Here is a 16676-nt window from a genome sequence, read left to right on the forward strand (position 1 = left end):
GGTAGATGCCGAGTGCCTCCATGCCGCGCTGGCGTGCGACGACGTCGAGTATGGGTTTGTCCGGGGCGATGGTGTCGGTGACGTCGTGCCACAGCACCCGCACCCCGACCTCGCCGGGCCGAGTGCACGCGCGAGCGTGGCAGTGCCAGCGCATCACCCTCCCGTCGGCGTGCAGCACGCTGAAAGACCCCTCCCAGGTCCCACCGGCGACCGGCGCGAGGCACAGCGAGAAGAGCCCGGCCGTGTCGTCGAAGCGAATGGACTTGGCGTAGTACTCGGCGGGGGTGCGTTCCGGCACATGGGCTTCGGGCTCAACACCGGACATCATGGACGCTTCGAGGGTCTGCGCGATGACGCCTCGCTCGAGCAACCAACTGACGCCCGACGCGATCCGCGGCGGACCCGGGTCGACGTCCTCGGGGCCGATCCACAGTTGCAGCGCGTGAACGGCTCCGGTTGGTCCGACGACGGGGTGCGTCAGAACTCGACAATTCACCGAGAGGTCACCGCGTCGTCGGAGCTCGAAGAACTCTTCGTACCTGCCGGGCGCATCGAGCGCCCGTCGCAGGAAAGGCTCGACCGCGAACCGCGGATCCGGGGAAAGTCGTTGCAATGACAGTGTTTCCGAAAAACTGGAGGGACGACCACCCTTCGCGACGATGGTGAGCAGGCCCTGATCTCCGGGCCCTGAATTCATCGTCTCGATGAGCGTCCAGTGCGGATCGAATGCCGTCATCGTAGCCGGATCTTCATGCGTAGATTTCGAGGCTTCAGCGTCAACGACTCTTGGACATCCAATTCGTATCCCTCCACCAGCTCGAACTCGAACGCTCGCAGCAACGTTGCGAGCGTGGCCACCGTCTCGTGCAGCGCGAATTGCCTTCCGATGCACCCGCGCATACCCGTTCCGAACGGACGGTACGCTTGCGCCGGCCGCGACCGCGCCCGATCGGCCGAAAATCGGTCGGGGTCGAACTTCTCGGGGTCGGGCCCCCACACCGGGTCGCGGTGCAGTCCGAGGGTCAGCACGAAAGCCCACTCACCGGCTTTCAACGGGTACTTACCCGATCCTAGGGACGTGTCCGCCCGCGCCTTCCTGAAATAACCCGGGGCCGACGGCCACAGACGCAGCGTCTCGTCGACGACGCTGCGTAGGTAGTGCAGTTCGGCGACATCGTCGTAGGCAACGTCCCGGTGGGGAGCCGACCGAGCGTCGACCTCCTCGCGCGCACGTTGCGACACCTGCGGGTGGGTCGCCAGAAAATAGAGCGCGAACGCCAACGTGCCTGCGGTGGTTTCGTTTCCCGCGACGAGGAAGGTCAGCACCTGATGCCTGATGTTCACGCGGTCGAGCAGCTCACCCGTCTCGGGGTCCGGTGTGTGCAGCATCAAGTCGAGCAGGTCGTCGTGCCGAGCGGCGTCGTCCTGGCGTCGCTTGTCGATGACGTCGTCGACGACCGAATGGACGTACGCGATGTTCTCGTCGTTTCGTTTGCTTTCGCCCCTGCGAAAGAAGCGGGTGAGGGGCATGTCGTTGGATGTGCGGTTTACGTGGCCGAGGATGGACACGATCGCGTCGACGAAAGCGTCGTCGTCGCGGCCGAAAGAGTCGAAGCTGTAACCGAACCCGGCACGTGCCATGTTCTCGAGCGTCAGCTTGTTGAGGTCGACGGTGACGTCGACTTCGGTGCCGACCCGAGCCTGCCAGTGCTCGACGAGTTCTCCTGCGACAACCGTCATCACCCGGTGATAGCGCCGCATCGCCTCACGGCTGAACCCGGGCATCAGAATGCGATGGGCTGCGCCCCAGTTGGGTTCGGAATTGAACGCCGTGAACAGGCCGTCGCCGCCCAGGGCGCGGAGTTTACGGTGCGGCAGCGCGAGGAACTTGGCAAAGCGCTTTTCGTCGTTGAGTTCTGCGACGAGTTCGGACCCACTGACCACCAACAGACGATGCTGGAGGATCTTGCGTTCGAAGATCGGCCCCAGCTCGGCGGCCATCCGAAGCTCCCGCTGGGTCGGCTTGTCTGCGTCGATACTCAGAACGTCGCCGAGAACGGGCAGCCGGAAACGGGGTGTCGGAATGTTCACGCCGACATTGTGCCGGACGAGAGTGTGCCCGACGCTCGATGGATCCTCGTGTCGAGGATTCGGCGGTACACCGCTGCCGTGCTCGGCGCGAGTTGCGCCGCCGCGATGGTGTCGCCGTCGCCGAGGTGGGGGTCGAATGCGATCTCGTGAACACCGGCGACGCGTCCGAAGACGGCGTCCTCGAGCTCGGCGAAGTCGAAACCTTTCGAGCCCGGAACGAGGTGCGAGAGCACGACCTGCGTTCTGCGCAGCGCCCGTTCGCCGATGTCGAACGAGATGGTCCGCAGCGCAGACCGCGTTCGCGCAACGGCGTCGGGACGTGCGCAGACGGTGAGGACGATGGACGCCGAAGGTTCGCTCCGCAGAGGCCGCGCACGTTCTCTACCGAGGGCACGGTGGCCGAGGTCGTAGAGCACGACGTCCGTGCGGTGTCGCAGGTACCAGTCGAGCCGTTCGTAATCCGGCTCGGCCGTCTCGGTCGCAGGCCTGTCCACCACGGGAATGCCGCGGTCCCCGGCCCTCTCGGCGAGGTCCCCGCCTCCGACGGTCGCGTCTGCGACGACCGCTGTGCGTCCGTCACGCGCACACGCGTCGCCCAATCCCACAGCAGTGGTGGTGGCGGCGGTCCCGCCGCCCGCACCGATAACCAGAATGGTGCTCATCGTTCGTCCTCGCCCCATGACAACAGCCGTGATGCTCTGCGTCCGGGCCGAGTGTTCAGACACGGGAAACTCTCTTACGAGAGCGCGTGAAAAGTATAAAGCCGGGTGTCAGTCGTTCGCGTGCAGTGCCGCGTTGAGTTCGACGCCGGTGCCCTTCCACGGCACCACCTCGACGGCGCCCGATACCGAGTTGCGACGGAAGAGCAGGTTGCTGTTGCCGCTGAGCGATGCAGCCTTGACGACAGTTCCGTCCGGGCCGGTGACCTTGGTGCCCGCGGTGATGTACAGGCCCGCCTCGACGACGCAGTCGTCGCCGAGCGAGATACCCAGGCCGGAATTGGCGCCGAGCAGGCAGCGTTCGCCGACCGAGATGACGTTCTTGCCGCCACCGGACAGCGTGCCCATGATCGAGGCGCCGCCCCCGACGTCGGAGCCGTCACCGACGACGACACCGGCGGAGATGCGTCCCTCGACCATCGAGTTGCCGAGGGTTCCGGCGTTGAAGTTGACGAACCCCTCGTGCATGACAGTGGTGCCGCTTGCCAGGTGGGCGCCGAGTCGCACGCGGTCGGCGTCGGCGACGCGGACGCCGGACGGAGCGACGTAGTCGACCATGCGGGGGAACTTGTCGATGCTGTAGACGGTGACGGGTCCGCGGGCGCGCAGCCGGGCCCGGACGGTCTCGAATCCGTCGACGGCGGCGGGCCCGTGGTTGGTCCAGACGACGTTGGCGAGGAAGCCGAACTGGCCGTCGAGGTTGACCCCGTGCGGCGTGACCAGTCGGTGGGATAGCAGCTGCAGACGCAGGTAGCAATCGTGTGCGTCCGTGGGTGCGTCGTCGATGGAGGAGATGGTGGTGCGCACGGCGACGACGTCGACGCCGCGAGCGGCGTCCGGTCCGACGAGGTCCGCGAACTCGGCGGGGATGTCATCGCCGGTCAGGCGAGTGGTTCCGGCTTCGGCGTATTCGCCGAGCTCGGGGCTCGGGTACCAGGTGTCGAGGACGACTCCGCTGGTGGTGATGTTGGCAATTCCGACTGCTGATGCTCCCTGTGCGCTCACGGGTGTCGAGAATACGGGTCGGCGCGGTGTGCGAGAAAGGCAGTGTTGGGCAATTACAGTGACCGCGTGAGTTCGTACCCCCCGCTCGATCTGCATGCCGACCCCATCGACCTGACCGCGGCGCTCGTCGACATCCCCAGCGTCTCGGAGGACGAGGGCGTCGTCGCCGACGCGGTGGAGGCTGCGCTGCGCGAACAGACCACCGGATTCGAGATCGTCCGCAACGGCAACGCGGTGCTCGCGCGCACCGATCGCGGACTGCCGAGCCGCGTCGTGCTCGCCGGTCATCTCGACACCGTTCCGATTGCCGACAACGTGCCGAGCCGCCGCGAGCGTGACGGCGCCGAAGGCGACGTCATCCATGGCTGCGGAACCGTCGACATGAAGTCCGGCGACGCCGTGTTCCTACATCTGGCGGCGACGATCGCCGACCCGAAGCACGACATCACCCTGGTCTTCTACGACTGCGAGGAGATCGAGGCGTCGAAGAACGGGCTCGGCCGGATCGAACGCGAGCTCCCCGAATGGTTGCAGGCCGACGTGGCGATCCTGGGGGAGCCGACGGGTGGGTTCATCGAAGCCGGCTGCCAGGGAACCCTGCGGGTGCGCCTGAAGGCGAGTGGCACGAGAGCACACAGCGCTCGATCGTGGCTCGGCGACAACGCGATTCACAAGTTCGGTGCTGTGCTCAATCGTTTGGCCGCCTACGACGCGCGGCAGGTCGACATCGATGGCTGCGTCTATCGGGAAGGGCTGCAAGCGGTCCGGATCGCAGGCGGCGTCGCCGGAAACGTCGTTCCCGATGCTGCCGAACTCGACGTGAACTTTCGGTTCGCGCCGGACCGCAGCGTCGAGGAGGCGGTTGCGCACGTACGGGACGTCGTCGACGGGTTAAATCTCGGTTTCGAGGTTACGGACTCCTCGGCCGGCGCGTTGCCGGGGCTCGGCGCTCCCGCTGCGGCTGCGCTGATCGAGGCCGCCGGCGGCAACTTCCGCGCCAAGTACGGCTGGACGGACGTCTCGCGCTTCTCGGCGCTCGGTATCCCCGCCGTCAACTACGGTCCCGGAGACCCGAATCTCGCACACAAGCGGGACGAGCGCGTTCCCACCGAGCAGATCACGACCGTCGCCCGCGTGCTTCGGGGATATCTTGCCAATCCGTAGCCGATAGCCTGCCGGTATGGAAGACGACAAGGCACCCAAGCACAAGGGCCCGGTGGTTCTGCGCCGCGGACGCAACTCCGAAACGTCCACCTCCGATCAGCGGTTGCTCGACCAGCGAGGTCCCGGCAACTGGATTCACACCGACACCTGGCGCGTTCTGCGTATTCAGAGCGAATTCGTCGAGGGCTTCGGCGCGCTGGCGGAGGTACCCAAGGCGGTCACGGTGTTCGGGTCGGCCCGCACGCCGAACGATCACGTGGAGTACGACCGTGCCCGGGCACTCGGAAGAGCCCTTGCGGAAAGCGGATTCGCAGTCATCACCGGCGGCGGACCGGGTGTCATGGAGGGCGCCAACCGCGGGGCGTGCGAAGCCGACGGTTACTCGATCGGCCTCGGCATCGAGCTACCGTTCGAGCAGGGTCTGAACGAGTGGGTCGACCTTGGCATGAACTTCCGCTACTTCTTCGTTCGCAAGACGATGTTCGTCAAATACTCACAGGCGTTCGTATGTCTGCCGGGCGGTTTCGGCACCCTCGACGAACTGTTCGAGGCGCTCACCCTGGTGCAGACGGGCAAGGTCACCCGGTTCCCGATCATTCTTCTGGGCACCGAGTACTGGTCGGGGCTGCTCGACTGGATCAAGAACACCTTGGTGGCGCAGGGCAAGGTGTCGCCGGCGGATCTCGAACTGATCCACTGCACCGACAGCGTGGACGAAGCCGTGCGCATCGTGCTGGAAACAACAGGAGAAAATTCGTGAGTCGTAGCGTCTGCGTCTACTGTGCGTCCGGCCCGGTCGACGATTCGTTCATCGAACTTGCCCGCGAACTCGGCACCGAGATCGGTCGACGGGGGTGGCAGTTGGTCTCGGGCGGCGGCAACGTCTCGATGATGGGCGCCGTCGCGGAATCCGCGCGCGCCGCCGGGGCATTCACCATCGGAGTCATTCCGAAGGCACTCGTCCACCGCGAGGTCGCCGACGTCGACGCGGACGAGTTGATCGTCACCGACACCATGCGTGAGCGGAAGAAGATCATGGAGGATCGCGCGGACGCGTTCATCACGCTGCCCGGTGGCATCGGCACCCTCGAGGAGCTGTTCGAGACGTGGACCGCCGGCTATCTCGGGATGCACTCCAAGCCGGTGGTGATGCTCGATCCTGCCGGGCACTACGACGGACTCTTCGCCTGGATCGACGGCCTCGCCCCCACCGGATTCGTGCAGCAGAGGGCCCTCGATCGACTGGTCAGAACGGCTACGGTGGGTGCAGCGCTCGACGCATGTTCCGCATCCAACGGGTCAGAGGTTACTCTGGAGTAGGGTAACTAATCTCACATCGCGCAAAGGGGAGCTCATGGTTGTCGATGCCCGTCAAAAGATCGGTGTCAGTGACCTTGCGGTCGCGCTGCCGAAAATGGTGACGGAGGTGCCCAGTCTTCTCAGGGGCGTCGCGGGATTCACTCGGAAGCCGTACCACAAGGCATCGATCGGCAAAGTGTTTCAAGACACCGCAGCCAGGCGGGGCAGTCACCCCTTCATCCGGTTCGAGGGCAAGTCCACCTCGTACGCCGACGCGAATGCACTCGTCAACCAGTACGCCGCCGTGTTCACCGATCTCGGAGTCCGCCGCGGAGACGTCGTCGGCGTACTGAGCAAGAACCGCCCCGAGGCACTGTTCGCCGCTCTCGCCGCGGTCAAACTCGGCGCCACGGCCGGAATGCTCAACTACAACCAGCGCGGCGACGTGCTCGAGCACAGCCTCGGAATCCTCGACGCAGCCGTGCTGGTGCTCGACGAAGATGCCCAGGAAGCCATCGACTCGCTCGACGGCCCGCCTCAGGCCGGGTCGGTGCTGCCGATCACCGAGCTCACCGAGCGCGCAGCCGGAGCGGGCACCGAGAACCCGTCGGTCACCGCCGAGATCCAGGCCAAGGAGAAGGCGTTCTACATCTTCACCTCGGGCACCACCGGCATGCCCAAGGCCAGTCTGATGAGCCACTTCCGTTGGCTCAAGTCGATGTCCGGGCTGGGCAGCATGGGCGTCCGGCTTCGCGGCAACGACGTCATCTATTGCTGCCTGCCGCTCTATCACAACAACGCCCTGACGGTCACGCTGTCCTCCGTGCTCGCAGGCGGCGCCACGATGGCCATCGGCAAGCAGTTCTCGGTCAGCAAGTTCTGGGACGACGTGGCCGTCAACGAGGCCACCGCGTTCACCTACATCGGTGAGCTGTGCAGGTACCTGCTCACACAGCCGAAGAAGGATACGGATCGCGACAACACGATCCGACTGGTCGTCGGCAACGGGCTCCGGCCTGAGATCTGGGACGAGTTCACCGAGCGTTTCGGGATCGACCGCGTCGCCGAGTTCTACGGCGCCAGCGAGTGCAACATCGCGTTCATCAACGCACTGAACATGAAGAAGACCGCCGGTGTGTGCCCACTGCCGTACGCGGTCGTCGAGTACGACGACGAAAGCGGCAAGGCCAAGCGCGGCAAGGACGGCAAGCTTCGGCGGGTCGGCGCGGGCGATGTGGGCCTGCTGCTGTCGAAGATTACCGACCGCGCTCCATTCGACGGCTACTCCGACGACGACGCCACCGAGAAGAAGCTCGTTCGCGACGGCTTCAAGGACGGCGACGCGTGGTTCGACACGGGCGACCTCGTCCGCAAGCAGGGATGGTTGCACGTCGCCTTCGTCGACCGACTCGGCGACACCTTCCGGTGGAAGGGCGAGAACGTTGCGACGACCCAGGTGGAAGGCGCGCTCGGCGGCCACCCGTCCATCGATGGCGCCGTGGTCTATGGCGTCGACATCGACGGCACCGACGGTAAGGCCGGCATGGCTGCGGTGACGCTGCGCGACGGTGAATCGTTCGACGGCAAGGCCCTCGCGGATCACCTCTATGACAAGCTCCCCAGCTACGCGGTGCCGCTGTTCGTGCGCGTCGTCGACAGTCTCGAGCAGACGTCGACGTTCAAGAGCCAGAAGGTGGCGCTGCGCAAGCTGGGCTACGGCGACGACCCCGAGAGCGAGCTCTACGTGCTGCGCGGCAAGTCCGGCGGATACGACAAGGCGTACGACGGCTACGTGGACGAAGTCGCAGCTGGGAAGGCACCCAGCAGCAAGTAGGCCATCATGAATGGATGAGCACTCTCTGCGGCAGGCCGGTGGCAGACGATCGCGCCCTCGTGATGGCGATCGTCAACCGCACTCCCGATTCGTTCTACGACTCCGGTGCCAACTTCGCCGACGCTGCCGCGATGGCGTCGGTTCACCGTGCCGTCGCAGAGGGTGCAGACATGGTCGACATCGGCGGCGTCAAGGCAGGCCCGGGGGTCCTCGTAGACGCCGCCGAGGAGACCCGGCGCGTCGTCCCGTTCGTCGAGGCAATTCGCAGCGAGTACCCCGATCTGTTGATCAGCGTCGACACGTGGCGCAGCGAGGTGGCCCGGCTGGCGTGCGCAGTCGGCGCCGACATGATCAACGACACGTGGGCCGGTGCCGACCCGGATCTCGTCGGGGTTGCCGCCGAACACGGTGTCGGCATCGTCTGCTCGCATACCGGAGGTGCGACGCCGCGCACCCGGCCGCATCGAGTTCGGTACACCGATGTCGTCGCCGATGTGGTCGCCGAGGTGACCACGGCCGCCGAGAAGGCCGTTGCGGCAGGCGTGCGGGCCGACTCGATTCTCATCGATCCGACGCACGATTTCGGGAAAAACACCTATCACGGGCTCGAGTTGTTGCGGTGCGTGGACGTTCTTGTAAACACCGGGTGGCCAGTGCTGATGGCGCTGAGCAACAAGGACTTCATCGGGGAGACTCTGGGAGTGGAACTCGCCGACCGGTTGGAGGGAACATTGGCAGCGACAGCATTGGCCGCAGCAGGGGGTGCTCGGATGTTCCGGGTGCACGAGGTGGCGTCGACCAGAAGAGTCGTAGACATGGTTGCGGCGATACAGGGTAAGTCGGTTCCCGTACGGACGACCAGGGGGCTCGCATGACACTCGCAGATCCGACCATCGTGTCGAAATCCTGGGCCGAGACCAACAGCTGGGACGAGCCGATATGGACGCTCGACGAGCTCGTTGCGGCCAAGGCAGGGCGGACGGTGTCCGTCGTCCTGCCCGCGCTCGACGAAGAAGAAACCGTCGCCGCGGTTGTGGCGACCATCCATCCATTACTGGGCAACCTCGTCGACGAACTGATCGTGCTCGATTCCGGGTCGACCGACGCCACGGCCGAGCGCGCCGCTGCCGCCGGCGCACGCGTCATCAGCCGGGAGGAAGCGATACCCGGCCTCGACCCCGTGGCGGGCAAGGGGGAGGTGCTCTGGCGTGCAGTGGCGGCGTCGACGGGTGACCTCATCGCGTTCGTCGATTCGGACCTGATCAACCCCGACCCGGCATTCGTCCCCAAGCTCCTCGGCCCGCTGCTGATGGGCGACGGTATTCATCTGGTCAAGGGCTTCTACCGTCGCCCGTTGCGAACGAGCGGCACCGAGGACGTGAACGGCGGCGGCCGGGTCACCGAGCTCGTCGCACGGCCGATGCTCGCGGCCATGCGACCCGAACTGACCGGCGTCATCCAGCCCCTCGGCGGTGAGTATGCGGGCACCCGTGAACTGCTGTCGTCAGTGCCGTTCGCGCCCGGATACGGGGTGGAGATCGGTCTGTTGCTCGACACCTACGACAGGCTCGGCCTCGGCGCCATCGGCCAGGTCAACCTCGGAGTACGCAAACACCGAAATCGGCCGCTCTCCGAGCTCGGCGCGATGAGTCGTCAAATCGTCGGCACCATGCTGAACCGGTGCGGGATGGTCGATTCGGGCGCAGGGCTGCTGCAGTTCAGGCTCGACGGCGACTCGTTCGTTCCGTTCGCCACGGAAGTTTCGTTGGCCGATCGCCCGGCGGTGGACACCTTGCGCGGGTGAGCCTGCGGCGTGAGAACATCGTGCGATGCTGACGCTCCTGCTCTACGTCGTCATCATCGCCGTTGTCGCTGCCGTGCTCTTCTTCGTCGCGAGCGCCGTCTTCGGGCGGGGTGAGGAGCTCGAACCCCTTCCCGAAGGCACGACCGCAACGGTTCTGCCCGCGGAAGGGGTCACGGGCGACGACGTACGAGCGCTGAAATTCCAGCAGACGCTGCGGGGTTATCAGCCGAGCGAAGTCGACTGGGCACTGGACCGACTGGGTGCCGAAATCGATCTGCTCAGGTCACGCCTGGCCGCAGACGAGGAACAGTGACGGCGATTGCCGGGCCCGACGGCAAACTGCGCTGTCCGTGGGGAGCAGGTAACTCGGGTGCGGGCACCGACGAGCTCTACCGCAGCTATCACGACACCGAGTGGGGGCAACCCCGCCACGGCCGCGACGAGCTCTACGAACGGCTGTGCCTCGAGGCGTTCCAGTCGGGTCTCTCGTGGATCACGATCCTGCGCAAACGCGATAACTTCCGGGCTGCGTTCGCCGGGTTCGACCCCGAGAAGGTCGCCGGCTTCGCTGCTTCGGACGTCGAGCGACTGATGAGTGATGCGTCCATCGTTCGCAATCGAGCGAAGATCGACGCTGCCATCGGCAATGCGCGTGCCATCCTGGATCTGACCGGGACCGACCTCGACACTCTGCTCTGGTCGTTCGCGCCGCAACCCCGCGCCCAGCGTCTCGTCGAGTTCTCCGACGTGCCAGGGGCCACGCCCGAGTCCGTGGCCATGGCCAAGGAACTCAAACGCCGGGGGTTCCGGTTCGTCGGCCCCACCACGGCATACGCGTTGATGCAGGCCACCGGAATGGTCGACGATCACCTGGCGGGATGTTGGGTGGAGGTCGCCGATACAGACTCCAATTCCCGGTATCGGCCTCGATAGGGAAGAATAGGACCCAAGAACCTTTCTCGCCCACGGCGAGAGAACTTTTTTGGCCGAGGCGCTGAGCTGGGTGGCGCAGATGTGGAGGGAGCAGAGGATGGCGGCGATGAAGCCCCGGACCGGGGACGGTCCCCTCGAAGCAACCAAAGAGGGACGAGGGATCGTCATGAGAGTGCCGCTGGAAGGCGGTGGGCGACTTGTCGTCGAACTCACGCCTGACGAGGCAGCTGCACTCGGTGAAGAGTTGAAGGGCGTCACCGGTTAACTGCTCGTTTGTTTCTGTGCCCGGCCCCGCTTGCCTCACCGGCAGGCGGGGCTTTGTGGTGTTCAGTCCAGTGGTGGGTGCCGCCGATGCTTGCTGACGTCGTCGATCTGTTGATCTGCCCGCACTGCGGCGCGGATCTCGATATGGCGGACACGACGATGCTGTGCGACCGCGGCCATAGTTTCGACGTCGCGAGGCAGGGATACGTGAGCCTGCTACCGGGTAGCGCCGGCAAGATCACCGGAGACTCGGCCGACATGATCGCTGCGCGCGCCGAGTTCTTGGCGGGCGGCCACTTCGATCCGATCGCCGACGCCGTCGTGGCTGCGGTCGGTGGACGCGAGACCGTCCTCGAGGTGGGTGCGGGCAGTGGCCACTACCTGTCGGGGGTTCTCGACGCGACCGGTGGCCGCGGTATCGGCGTCGACGTGTCCAAGGCGGCGGCCAGGCGAATCGCGCGCGCACACCCGCGAATCGGCTCCGTGGTGGCCGACGTGTGGCACGGTCTGCCGGTGCGCTCGGCGTCGATCGGTGCGGCGACGTGTGTGTTCTCGCCGCGCAACGCCGTCGAACTGCGGCGGGTACTGGGGCCGGACGGGATTCTCGTGGTGGTCACACCGACCGAGCGACATCAGCAGGAGCTCATCGGTGCCCTGGGACTCATCGGAGTCGACGAGGACAAGGCTCGCCGGCTCGGCGACACACTGTCCGGTCGTTTCGGACAGGTCGACCGTACGAGCGTCGAACATCGCATGTCGTTGACGCATTCCGACGTCGCATCCCTGGTGTCGATGGGCCCCTCGGCGCGTCACACCACCGATACCTCGCGCACCGAAGCGATCGCTCGACTGCCCGAGCGTGTCGACGTGACGCTCTCGGTGACCGTCGGAACCTACGCGGTGCGCTGAGCCCGCACCGCGAGCGCTGCCCGGTACACCTCGAGGGTCTGCTGGGCGATGGCTGCCCAGGAGAACTCCGCGACGGCCCGTGCCCGACCGGCCTGACCCATCGCGGTCGCGGTGGCCGGATCGAGGGCCACCTCGTTGACGGTGTCGGCCAACGCCTGCTCGAATGCCTCCGGTTGGGCGGCGTCGTAGTGCACCAGCCGACCGGTGACACCCTCGTCGACGACCTCGGGAATGCCGCCGACGTCGGATGCGACCACCGCGGTTTCGGCCGCCATTGCCTCGAGATTGACGATGCCGAGCGGCTCGTACACGGACGGGCACACGAATACCCGGGCAGCCGAGAGGATTTCGCGGATCTTCTCGGTGGGAAGCATGTCGCGGACCCAGAAGACACCACCGCGGGTGCGCTGCAATTCTTCGACCGCACGCTCCGTTTCAGCGGCGATCTCCGGTGTGTCGGGCGCGCCCGCGCACAGCACGAGCTGGATCGACGGATCGAAACGGTGTGCGGCAGCGATGAGGTGACCGACACCCTTCTGCCGGGTAATTCGGCCGACGAACGCGACCATCGGCGAGTTCGGGTCGACCGCGATGGAGTCGAGTGCCGAATCCGACGAGTCGGCCGCGGGACCCGCATGCCAATTGGTGGTATCGATCCCGTTGCGCACCACGTGAACTCGGTTGGGGTCGAGGCGTGGGTAGGCGTCGAGCACGTCCTTGGCCATGCCCTCGCTGACAGCGATGACCGCATCGGCGTACTCGACGGCGTTCTTCTCCGACCACGACGAGATGCGGTAGCCGCCGCCCAACTGCTCGGCCTTCCACGGTCGTCGCGGCTCGAGCGAGTGCGCCGTCAAAATGTGCGGGACCCCGTACAGTTCGGCCGCCAGATGCCCGGCGAGCCCGGTGTACCAGGTGTGCGAGTGCACCACGTCGGCACCGGCCGCGGCATTCGCCATCCGCAACTCCGCGGACAGCGTCGTCAACGCGGCGTTCGCACCACGCAGTGCCGGATCGGGATCGTGCACCTGAGCTGTGTCGCGAGGCGCACCCATACAGTGGATGTCGACCTCGCACAGTGCTTTCAACTGTGCTGCAAGCTCGGTGACGTGCACCCCTGCTCCGCCGTACACCTCGGGTGGATATTCCCTCGTCATCATCGCCACGCGCACACCTGTCAACCTACATTCCCCCGACGAAACGCGTGTACTGCTAGCAAGGTTCATCCGGTGCGGATAGGTTGGGAACGTGAGGACACAACCGCACGTACTAGGGATCGTGCTTGCCGGCGGTGAGGGTAAGCGCCTTTACCCGATGACCGCGGACCGAGCCAAACCAGCCGTCCCGTTCGGCGGCGCGTATCGATTGATCGACTTCGTTCTGAGCAATCTCGTCAACGCCGGTTACCTCCGGCTCTGCGTGCTGACCCAGTACAAGTCGCACTCGCTCGACCGACACATCTCGCAGACCTGGCGTCTGTCCGGATTCGCGGGGGAGTACATCACCCCGGTGCCGGCGCAGCAACGTCTCGGTCCGCGGTGGTACACCGGAAGCGCGGATGCCATTTTCCAATCGCTCAACCTCGTCTACGACGAGGACCCGGAGTACATCGTGGTCTTCGGCGCCGACCACGTGTACCGCATGGACCCGGAACAGATGGTGCAGCAGCACATCGACTCCGGCGCAGGCGTCACCGTCGCCGGTATCCGAGTACCTCGTAGCGAGGCGTTCGCGTTCGGCTGCATCGACAGCGACGACACCGGCAAGATCACCCAGTTCCTGGAGAAGCCGGCCAACCCGCCCGGAACTCCCGACGACCCCGACGTCACCTACGCATCCATGGGCAACTACGTCTTCACGACGAAGGTGCTCGTCGACGCCATCAAGGCCGACGCGCAGAACACCGACTCCGATCACGACATGGGCGGGGACATCATTCCCGCGCTCGTCGCGGCGGGCGTGGCGTCGGTGTACGACTTCAACGACAACGTTGTCCCCGGGGCCACCGAACGCGACCGCGGATACTGGCGCGACGTCGGAACCATCGACGCGTTCTACGACGCACACATGGACCTGGTGTCGGTCCACCCGATCTTCAACCTCTACAACCGCCGCTGGCCCATCCGCGGCGCTGCAGAGAACCTCGCGCCGGCCAAATTCGTCCAGGGCGGCCTCGCCCAGGAATCGATCGTGGGTGCAGGATCGATCCTGTCGGCCGCCACGGTGCGCAACTCGGTGGTGAGCTCGTCGGTCATGATCGACGCCGGCGCCACCGTCGAGGGCAGCGTCATCATGCCCGGTGTGCGTATCGGCAAGGGCGCCGTGGTGCGTCGCGCGATCCTGGACAAGAACGTGGTCGTCGGCGACGGCGAAATCGTCGGCGTCGACCTCGAACGGGACCGCGAGCGGTTCAACGTGTCCGCAGGCGGCGTCGTGTCCGTCGGTAAGGGCGTCTGGATCTGACTCAGCTACGCGAAGCGCAGATCAGGCCGTCACCGAGGGGGAGAAGCACGGTGGTCAGCCGCTCGTCCTCGGCGATGGCGCGGGCGGCTGCCCGAACAGCGACGGTGGTGGCGTCGCGCTGAGCCGAATCGGGCACCCGGCCACCGAGCAGGGCGTTGTGCAGCACCAGGACTCCGCCCGGCCGCAGCAGTCGCACCGATTCCTGAACGAAATGCAGGTGATCGACCGGGCTGGCGTCGATGAACACCAGATCGTAGGTATCGTCCGCGAGCCGGGGCAGTACGTCGAGCGCCCAGCCGTTGATCAGACGAGTCCGCGACGGCGGAATTCCGCCCGCCCGGAAGGCCTCCTTGGCTGCGCGCTGATGTTCGGGTTCGGTGTCGATGGTCGTCAGCACACCGTCGTCTCGCATCCCGTCGAGTAGCCACAGGCCGCTGATGCCCGCACCCGTGCCGATCTCGACGACGGTTTTGGCGCCCAGCATCTGGGTGAAGATGCTCAGGACCGCGCCGACGGACGACGGAACGGGAGCTGCGCCCAATTCCTCGGCGCGTTCACGGGCCGATACGAGTACCTCGTCCTCCTGAGCGGAGTCCTCGGCGTAGGCAAGCAGTTTCTCGGCGTTTGTCGGCACGAAGCGAGGTTATCGCCTCGATGGTGTGGCCCGCGGACTGACGCGGTGGATACGGGCTCGGTTTATCAGCAGGGCCTCAGGTTATTCACATGGTCGGCACACCCGGGTGGGAGAAGGTACTTACAGGCCGCACGATCGCCAGGCGGCCACCGAAGGAACATTCGAGCGGTGCCGCAGGTTGAACACCACAGCGGGAACCGCGAGAAGAAGTTCCTGAGCAGGAGGATCAAGTCATCTACAAGATCAACGGAGACCGTGACACCGCTCAACTCTCCATGTCTGCAACAGAAGACGTGAGCGGCACCGCCGTGTTCGACGCAACCGGCGAAGAAGCAACGATGCCGTCCTGGGACGAATTGGTCCGTGAGCACGGCGACCGCGTCTACCGTCTCGCGTACCGGCTGTCGGGCAATGCACAGGATGCCGAGGACCTGACCCAGGACACCTTCATTCGCGTCTTCCGTTCGCTGTCGAACTACCAGCCCGGAACCTTCGAGGGCTGGTTGCACCGCATCACCACCAACCTGTTTCTCGACATGGTCCGTCGTCGCAGCCGTATCCGCATGGAGGCGTTGCCCGAGGACTACGACCGCGTTCCGTCCCCGATGCCCAACCCCGAGCAGATTTACCACGATGCGCGCCTGAACCCCGATCTGCAGTCGGCACTCGACTCGCTCGCGCCCGAGTTTCGCGCGGCGATCGTGCTGTGCGACATCGAAGGACTGTCGTACGAGGAGATCGGTGCGACACTGGGAATCAAGCTCGGAACGGTTCGCAGCCGCATTCACCGGGGACGCGCCGCGCTTCGCGAGTACCTTCGAGTAGGCGGGAAGGTCGACTCGGGTCACGCACGTGTTCAGTAGCTACCAGGAGGGTTGGATGGCGCAGGCGCACGAGCCACGGCGGTTCAGCTCGACGGAGCATCTGGCCAGCGAGGCAGTTGCGGCATTCGCAGACGGTGAGCTCCGGATGACGGCGTATCTGCGTGCCGCTCGGCACATCGCCGAATGCCCCGAATGCGCAGCCGAGGTGGACGCGCAGCAGCAGGCGCGGAGCGCTCTCAAGGATTCGGGCGAGATGTCGATGCCGCATTCGCTGATCGGTCTGCTCAGTCAAATCCCCAGCTGTGAGCCCTCCTCCGGGAACCGCGACGAGAACAAGAGCGACGTCGAGCGTCGACGACGCGTCATCGTCACCTCCGTCGTGGGACTTCGCAAACGCCGCCGGTAATTTCTCGCTGTGTAACCTTGGCCGCTGTGTGACTTTTGGCTGCTGTGATCGACGTGAGCGAGGGGTATCGGAACGCGTGAGCACTTCCGTAAATTCGAAGACACCGCAGGATCCCGACGCGCCGCGACTGCCACCGCGCCCGGTGTACCGACCCACCGTCGACCCTGCCGCCACGGCCGCTTTCTCGCGTCCCGGCGATGTCTCCGGATCGTTCGCGCCCGCTGCATCTCGCTCGGCGCCGACCCCGAACATCGTCTCCCGGCGGCCCGATCCGGTGCTGGCCGAAGCGTTCGGTCGCCCCGCCGACGCCGTCGACTCCCTTCAACG

19 protein-coding genes and 1 pseudogene are annotated in these 16676 nt (G+C 65.7%); 14 read left to right on the forward strand and 6 right to left on the reverse strand.

Annotated elements, in window-relative coordinates:
- From WBQ44_RS02885 to dapD, 4 genes are all read right to left on the reverse strand, one after another.
- Positions 1-736: GAF domain-containing protein (locus WBQ44_RS02885; protein WP_495565235.1), on the reverse strand; the 736-nt coding region annotated here is incomplete at its 3' end.
- Positions 733-2091 carry a cytochrome P450 gene (locus WBQ44_RS02890; RefSeq protein WP_495565236.1) on the reverse strand — a complete coding sequence of 453 codons (1359 nt, stop codon included), beginning with the start codon at positions 2089-2091 and terminating at the stop codon, positions 733-735. The genes WBQ44_RS02890 and WBQ44_RS02885, both read right to left, overlap by 4 nt.
- A complete protein-coding gene (locus tag WBQ44_RS02895; protein WP_495565237.1) occupies positions 2088-2753 on the reverse strand; it encodes a MinD/ParA family ATP-binding protein in 666 nt (221 codons plus the stop codon). The genes WBQ44_RS02890 and WBQ44_RS02895 overlap by 4 nt, the downstream gene beginning before the upstream one ends.
- A gap of 108 nt (positions 2754-2861) precedes the next feature.
- Positions 2862-3815: a 2,3,4,5-tetrahydropyridine-2,6-dicarboxylate N-succinyltransferase gene (gene dapD / locus WBQ44_RS02900; protein ID WP_495565238.1), complete on the reverse strand. Its 954-nt coding sequence runs from the start codon at positions 3813-3815 to the stop codon at positions 2862-2864.
- A gap of 66 nt (positions 3816-3881) precedes the next feature.
- Here dapD and dapE point away from each other — a divergent pair, with 66 nt between their 5' ends.
- The 10 genes from dapE to WBQ44_RS02950 all read left to right on the forward strand — a co-directional run bounded on the left by dapE (position 3882) and on the right by WBQ44_RS02950 (position 12022).
- Positions 3882-4979 (forward strand): succinyl-diaminopimelate desuccinylase, encoded by a 1098-nt coding sequence (gene dapE, locus WBQ44_RS02905; protein WP_495565239.1) that lies wholly within the window; start codon positions 3882-3884, stop codon positions 4977-4979.
- 16 nt (positions 4980-4995) lie between these two features.
- Positions 4996-5739 (forward strand): LOG family protein, encoded by a 744-nt coding sequence (locus WBQ44_RS02910; protein WP_495565240.1) that lies wholly within the window; start codon positions 4996-4998, stop codon positions 5737-5739.
- Complete coding sequence (gene log, locus WBQ44_RS02915; RefSeq protein WP_495565241.1) at positions 5736-6299, forward strand: cytokinin riboside 5'-monophosphate phosphoribohydrolase; 564 nt, start codon at positions 5736-5738, stop codon at positions 6297-6299. Before WBQ44_RS02910 ends, log begins: the two co-directional genes overlap by 4 nt.
- Positions 6300-6333: 34 nt before the next feature.
- Positions 6334-8112, forward strand: a complete 1779-nt coding sequence (locus tag WBQ44_RS02920; RefSeq protein WP_495565242.1) for a long-chain-acyl-CoA synthetase — start codon at positions 6334-6336, stop codon at positions 8110-8112.
- 14 nt (positions 8113-8126) lie between these two features.
- Complete coding sequence (gene folP / locus WBQ44_RS02925; protein WP_495565243.1) at positions 8127-8987, forward strand: dihydropteroate synthase; 861 nt, start codon at positions 8127-8129, stop codon at positions 8985-8987.
- Complete coding sequence (locus WBQ44_RS02930) at positions 8984-9916, forward strand: glucosyl-3-phosphoglycerate synthase (RefSeq protein ID WP_495565244.1); 933 nt, start codon at positions 8984-8986, stop codon at positions 9914-9916. Before folP ends, WBQ44_RS02930 begins: the two co-directional genes overlap by 4 nt.
- Positions 9917-9941: 25 nt before the next feature.
- Entirely contained in the window at positions 9942-10229 is a 288-nt protein-coding gene (locus tag WBQ44_RS02935) for a DivIVA domain-containing protein (RefSeq protein ID WP_495565245.1), read from the forward strand.
- Positions 10226-10849: a DNA-3-methyladenine glycosylase I gene (locus WBQ44_RS02940; RefSeq protein ID WP_495565246.1), complete on the forward strand. Its 624-nt coding sequence runs from the start codon at positions 10226-10228 to the stop codon at positions 10847-10849. Before WBQ44_RS02935 ends, WBQ44_RS02940 begins: the two co-directional genes overlap by 4 nt.
- Positions 10850-10946: 97 nt before the next feature.
- On the forward strand, positions 10947-11114 hold the full coding sequence (locus WBQ44_RS02945; protein ID WP_068369835.1) for a DUF3117 domain-containing protein: 168 nt from the start codon (positions 10947-10949) through the stop codon (positions 11112-11114).
- 86 nt (positions 11115-11200) lie between these two features.
- Positions 11201-12022 carry a putative RNA methyltransferase gene (locus WBQ44_RS02950; protein WP_495565247.1) on the forward strand — a complete coding sequence of 274 codons (822 nt, stop codon included), beginning with the start codon at positions 11201-11203 and terminating at the stop codon, positions 12020-12022.
- On the opposite strand, the gene glgA is transcribed toward WBQ44_RS02950, so the two are convergent.
- The gene (gene glgA / locus WBQ44_RS02955) at positions 12007-13194 is read right to left on the reverse strand and encodes a glycogen synthase (RefSeq protein WP_495565251.1); all 1188 of its coding nucleotides are present in this window, start codon (positions 13192-13194) and stop codon (positions 12007-12009) included. The genes WBQ44_RS02950 and glgA overlap by 16 nt on opposite strands.
- A gap of 76 nt (positions 13195-13270) precedes the next feature.
- Here glgA and glgC point away from each other — a divergent pair, with 76 nt between their 5' ends.
- Positions 13271-14485: a glucose-1-phosphate adenylyltransferase gene (gene glgC, locus WBQ44_RS02960; RefSeq protein WP_495565248.1), complete on the forward strand. Its 1215-nt coding sequence runs from the start codon at positions 13271-13273 to the stop codon at positions 14483-14485.
- A gap of 1 nt (position 14486) precedes the next feature.
- Here the strand turns inward: glgC and WBQ44_RS02965 are convergent, their stop codons facing one another.
- Positions 14487-15119: an O-methyltransferase gene (locus WBQ44_RS02965; protein WP_495565249.1), complete on the reverse strand. Its 633-nt coding sequence runs from the start codon at positions 15117-15119 to the stop codon at positions 14487-14489.
- 242 nt (positions 15120-15361) lie between these two features.
- Between WBQ44_RS02965 and sigE the strand changes: the two genes are divergently transcribed.
- The 3 genes and pseudogenes from sigE to WBQ44_RS02980 form a co-directional block, all read left to right on the forward strand.
- Complete coding sequence (gene sigE / locus WBQ44_RS02970) at positions 15362-15982, forward strand: RNA polymerase sigma factor SigE (RefSeq protein ID WP_495565252.1); 621 nt, start codon at positions 15362-15364, stop codon at positions 15980-15982.
- 16 nt (positions 15983-15998) lie between these two features.
- Entirely contained in the window at positions 15999-16349 is a 351-nt protein-coding gene (locus WBQ44_RS02975; protein ID WP_495565250.1) for a hypothetical protein, read from the forward strand.
- Positions 16350-16425: 76 nt separating this feature from the next.
- Positions 16426-16676, forward strand: a pseudogene (locus WBQ44_RS02980) (serine protease); the annotation flags it as partial.

This window comes from Rhodococcus sp. (in: high G+C Gram-positive bacteria) (genome assembly GCF_049591685.1).
In the GTDB taxonomy this organism is placed as follows: domain Bacteria; phylum Actinomycetota; class Actinomycetes; order Mycobacteriales; family Mycobacteriaceae; genus Rhodococcoides.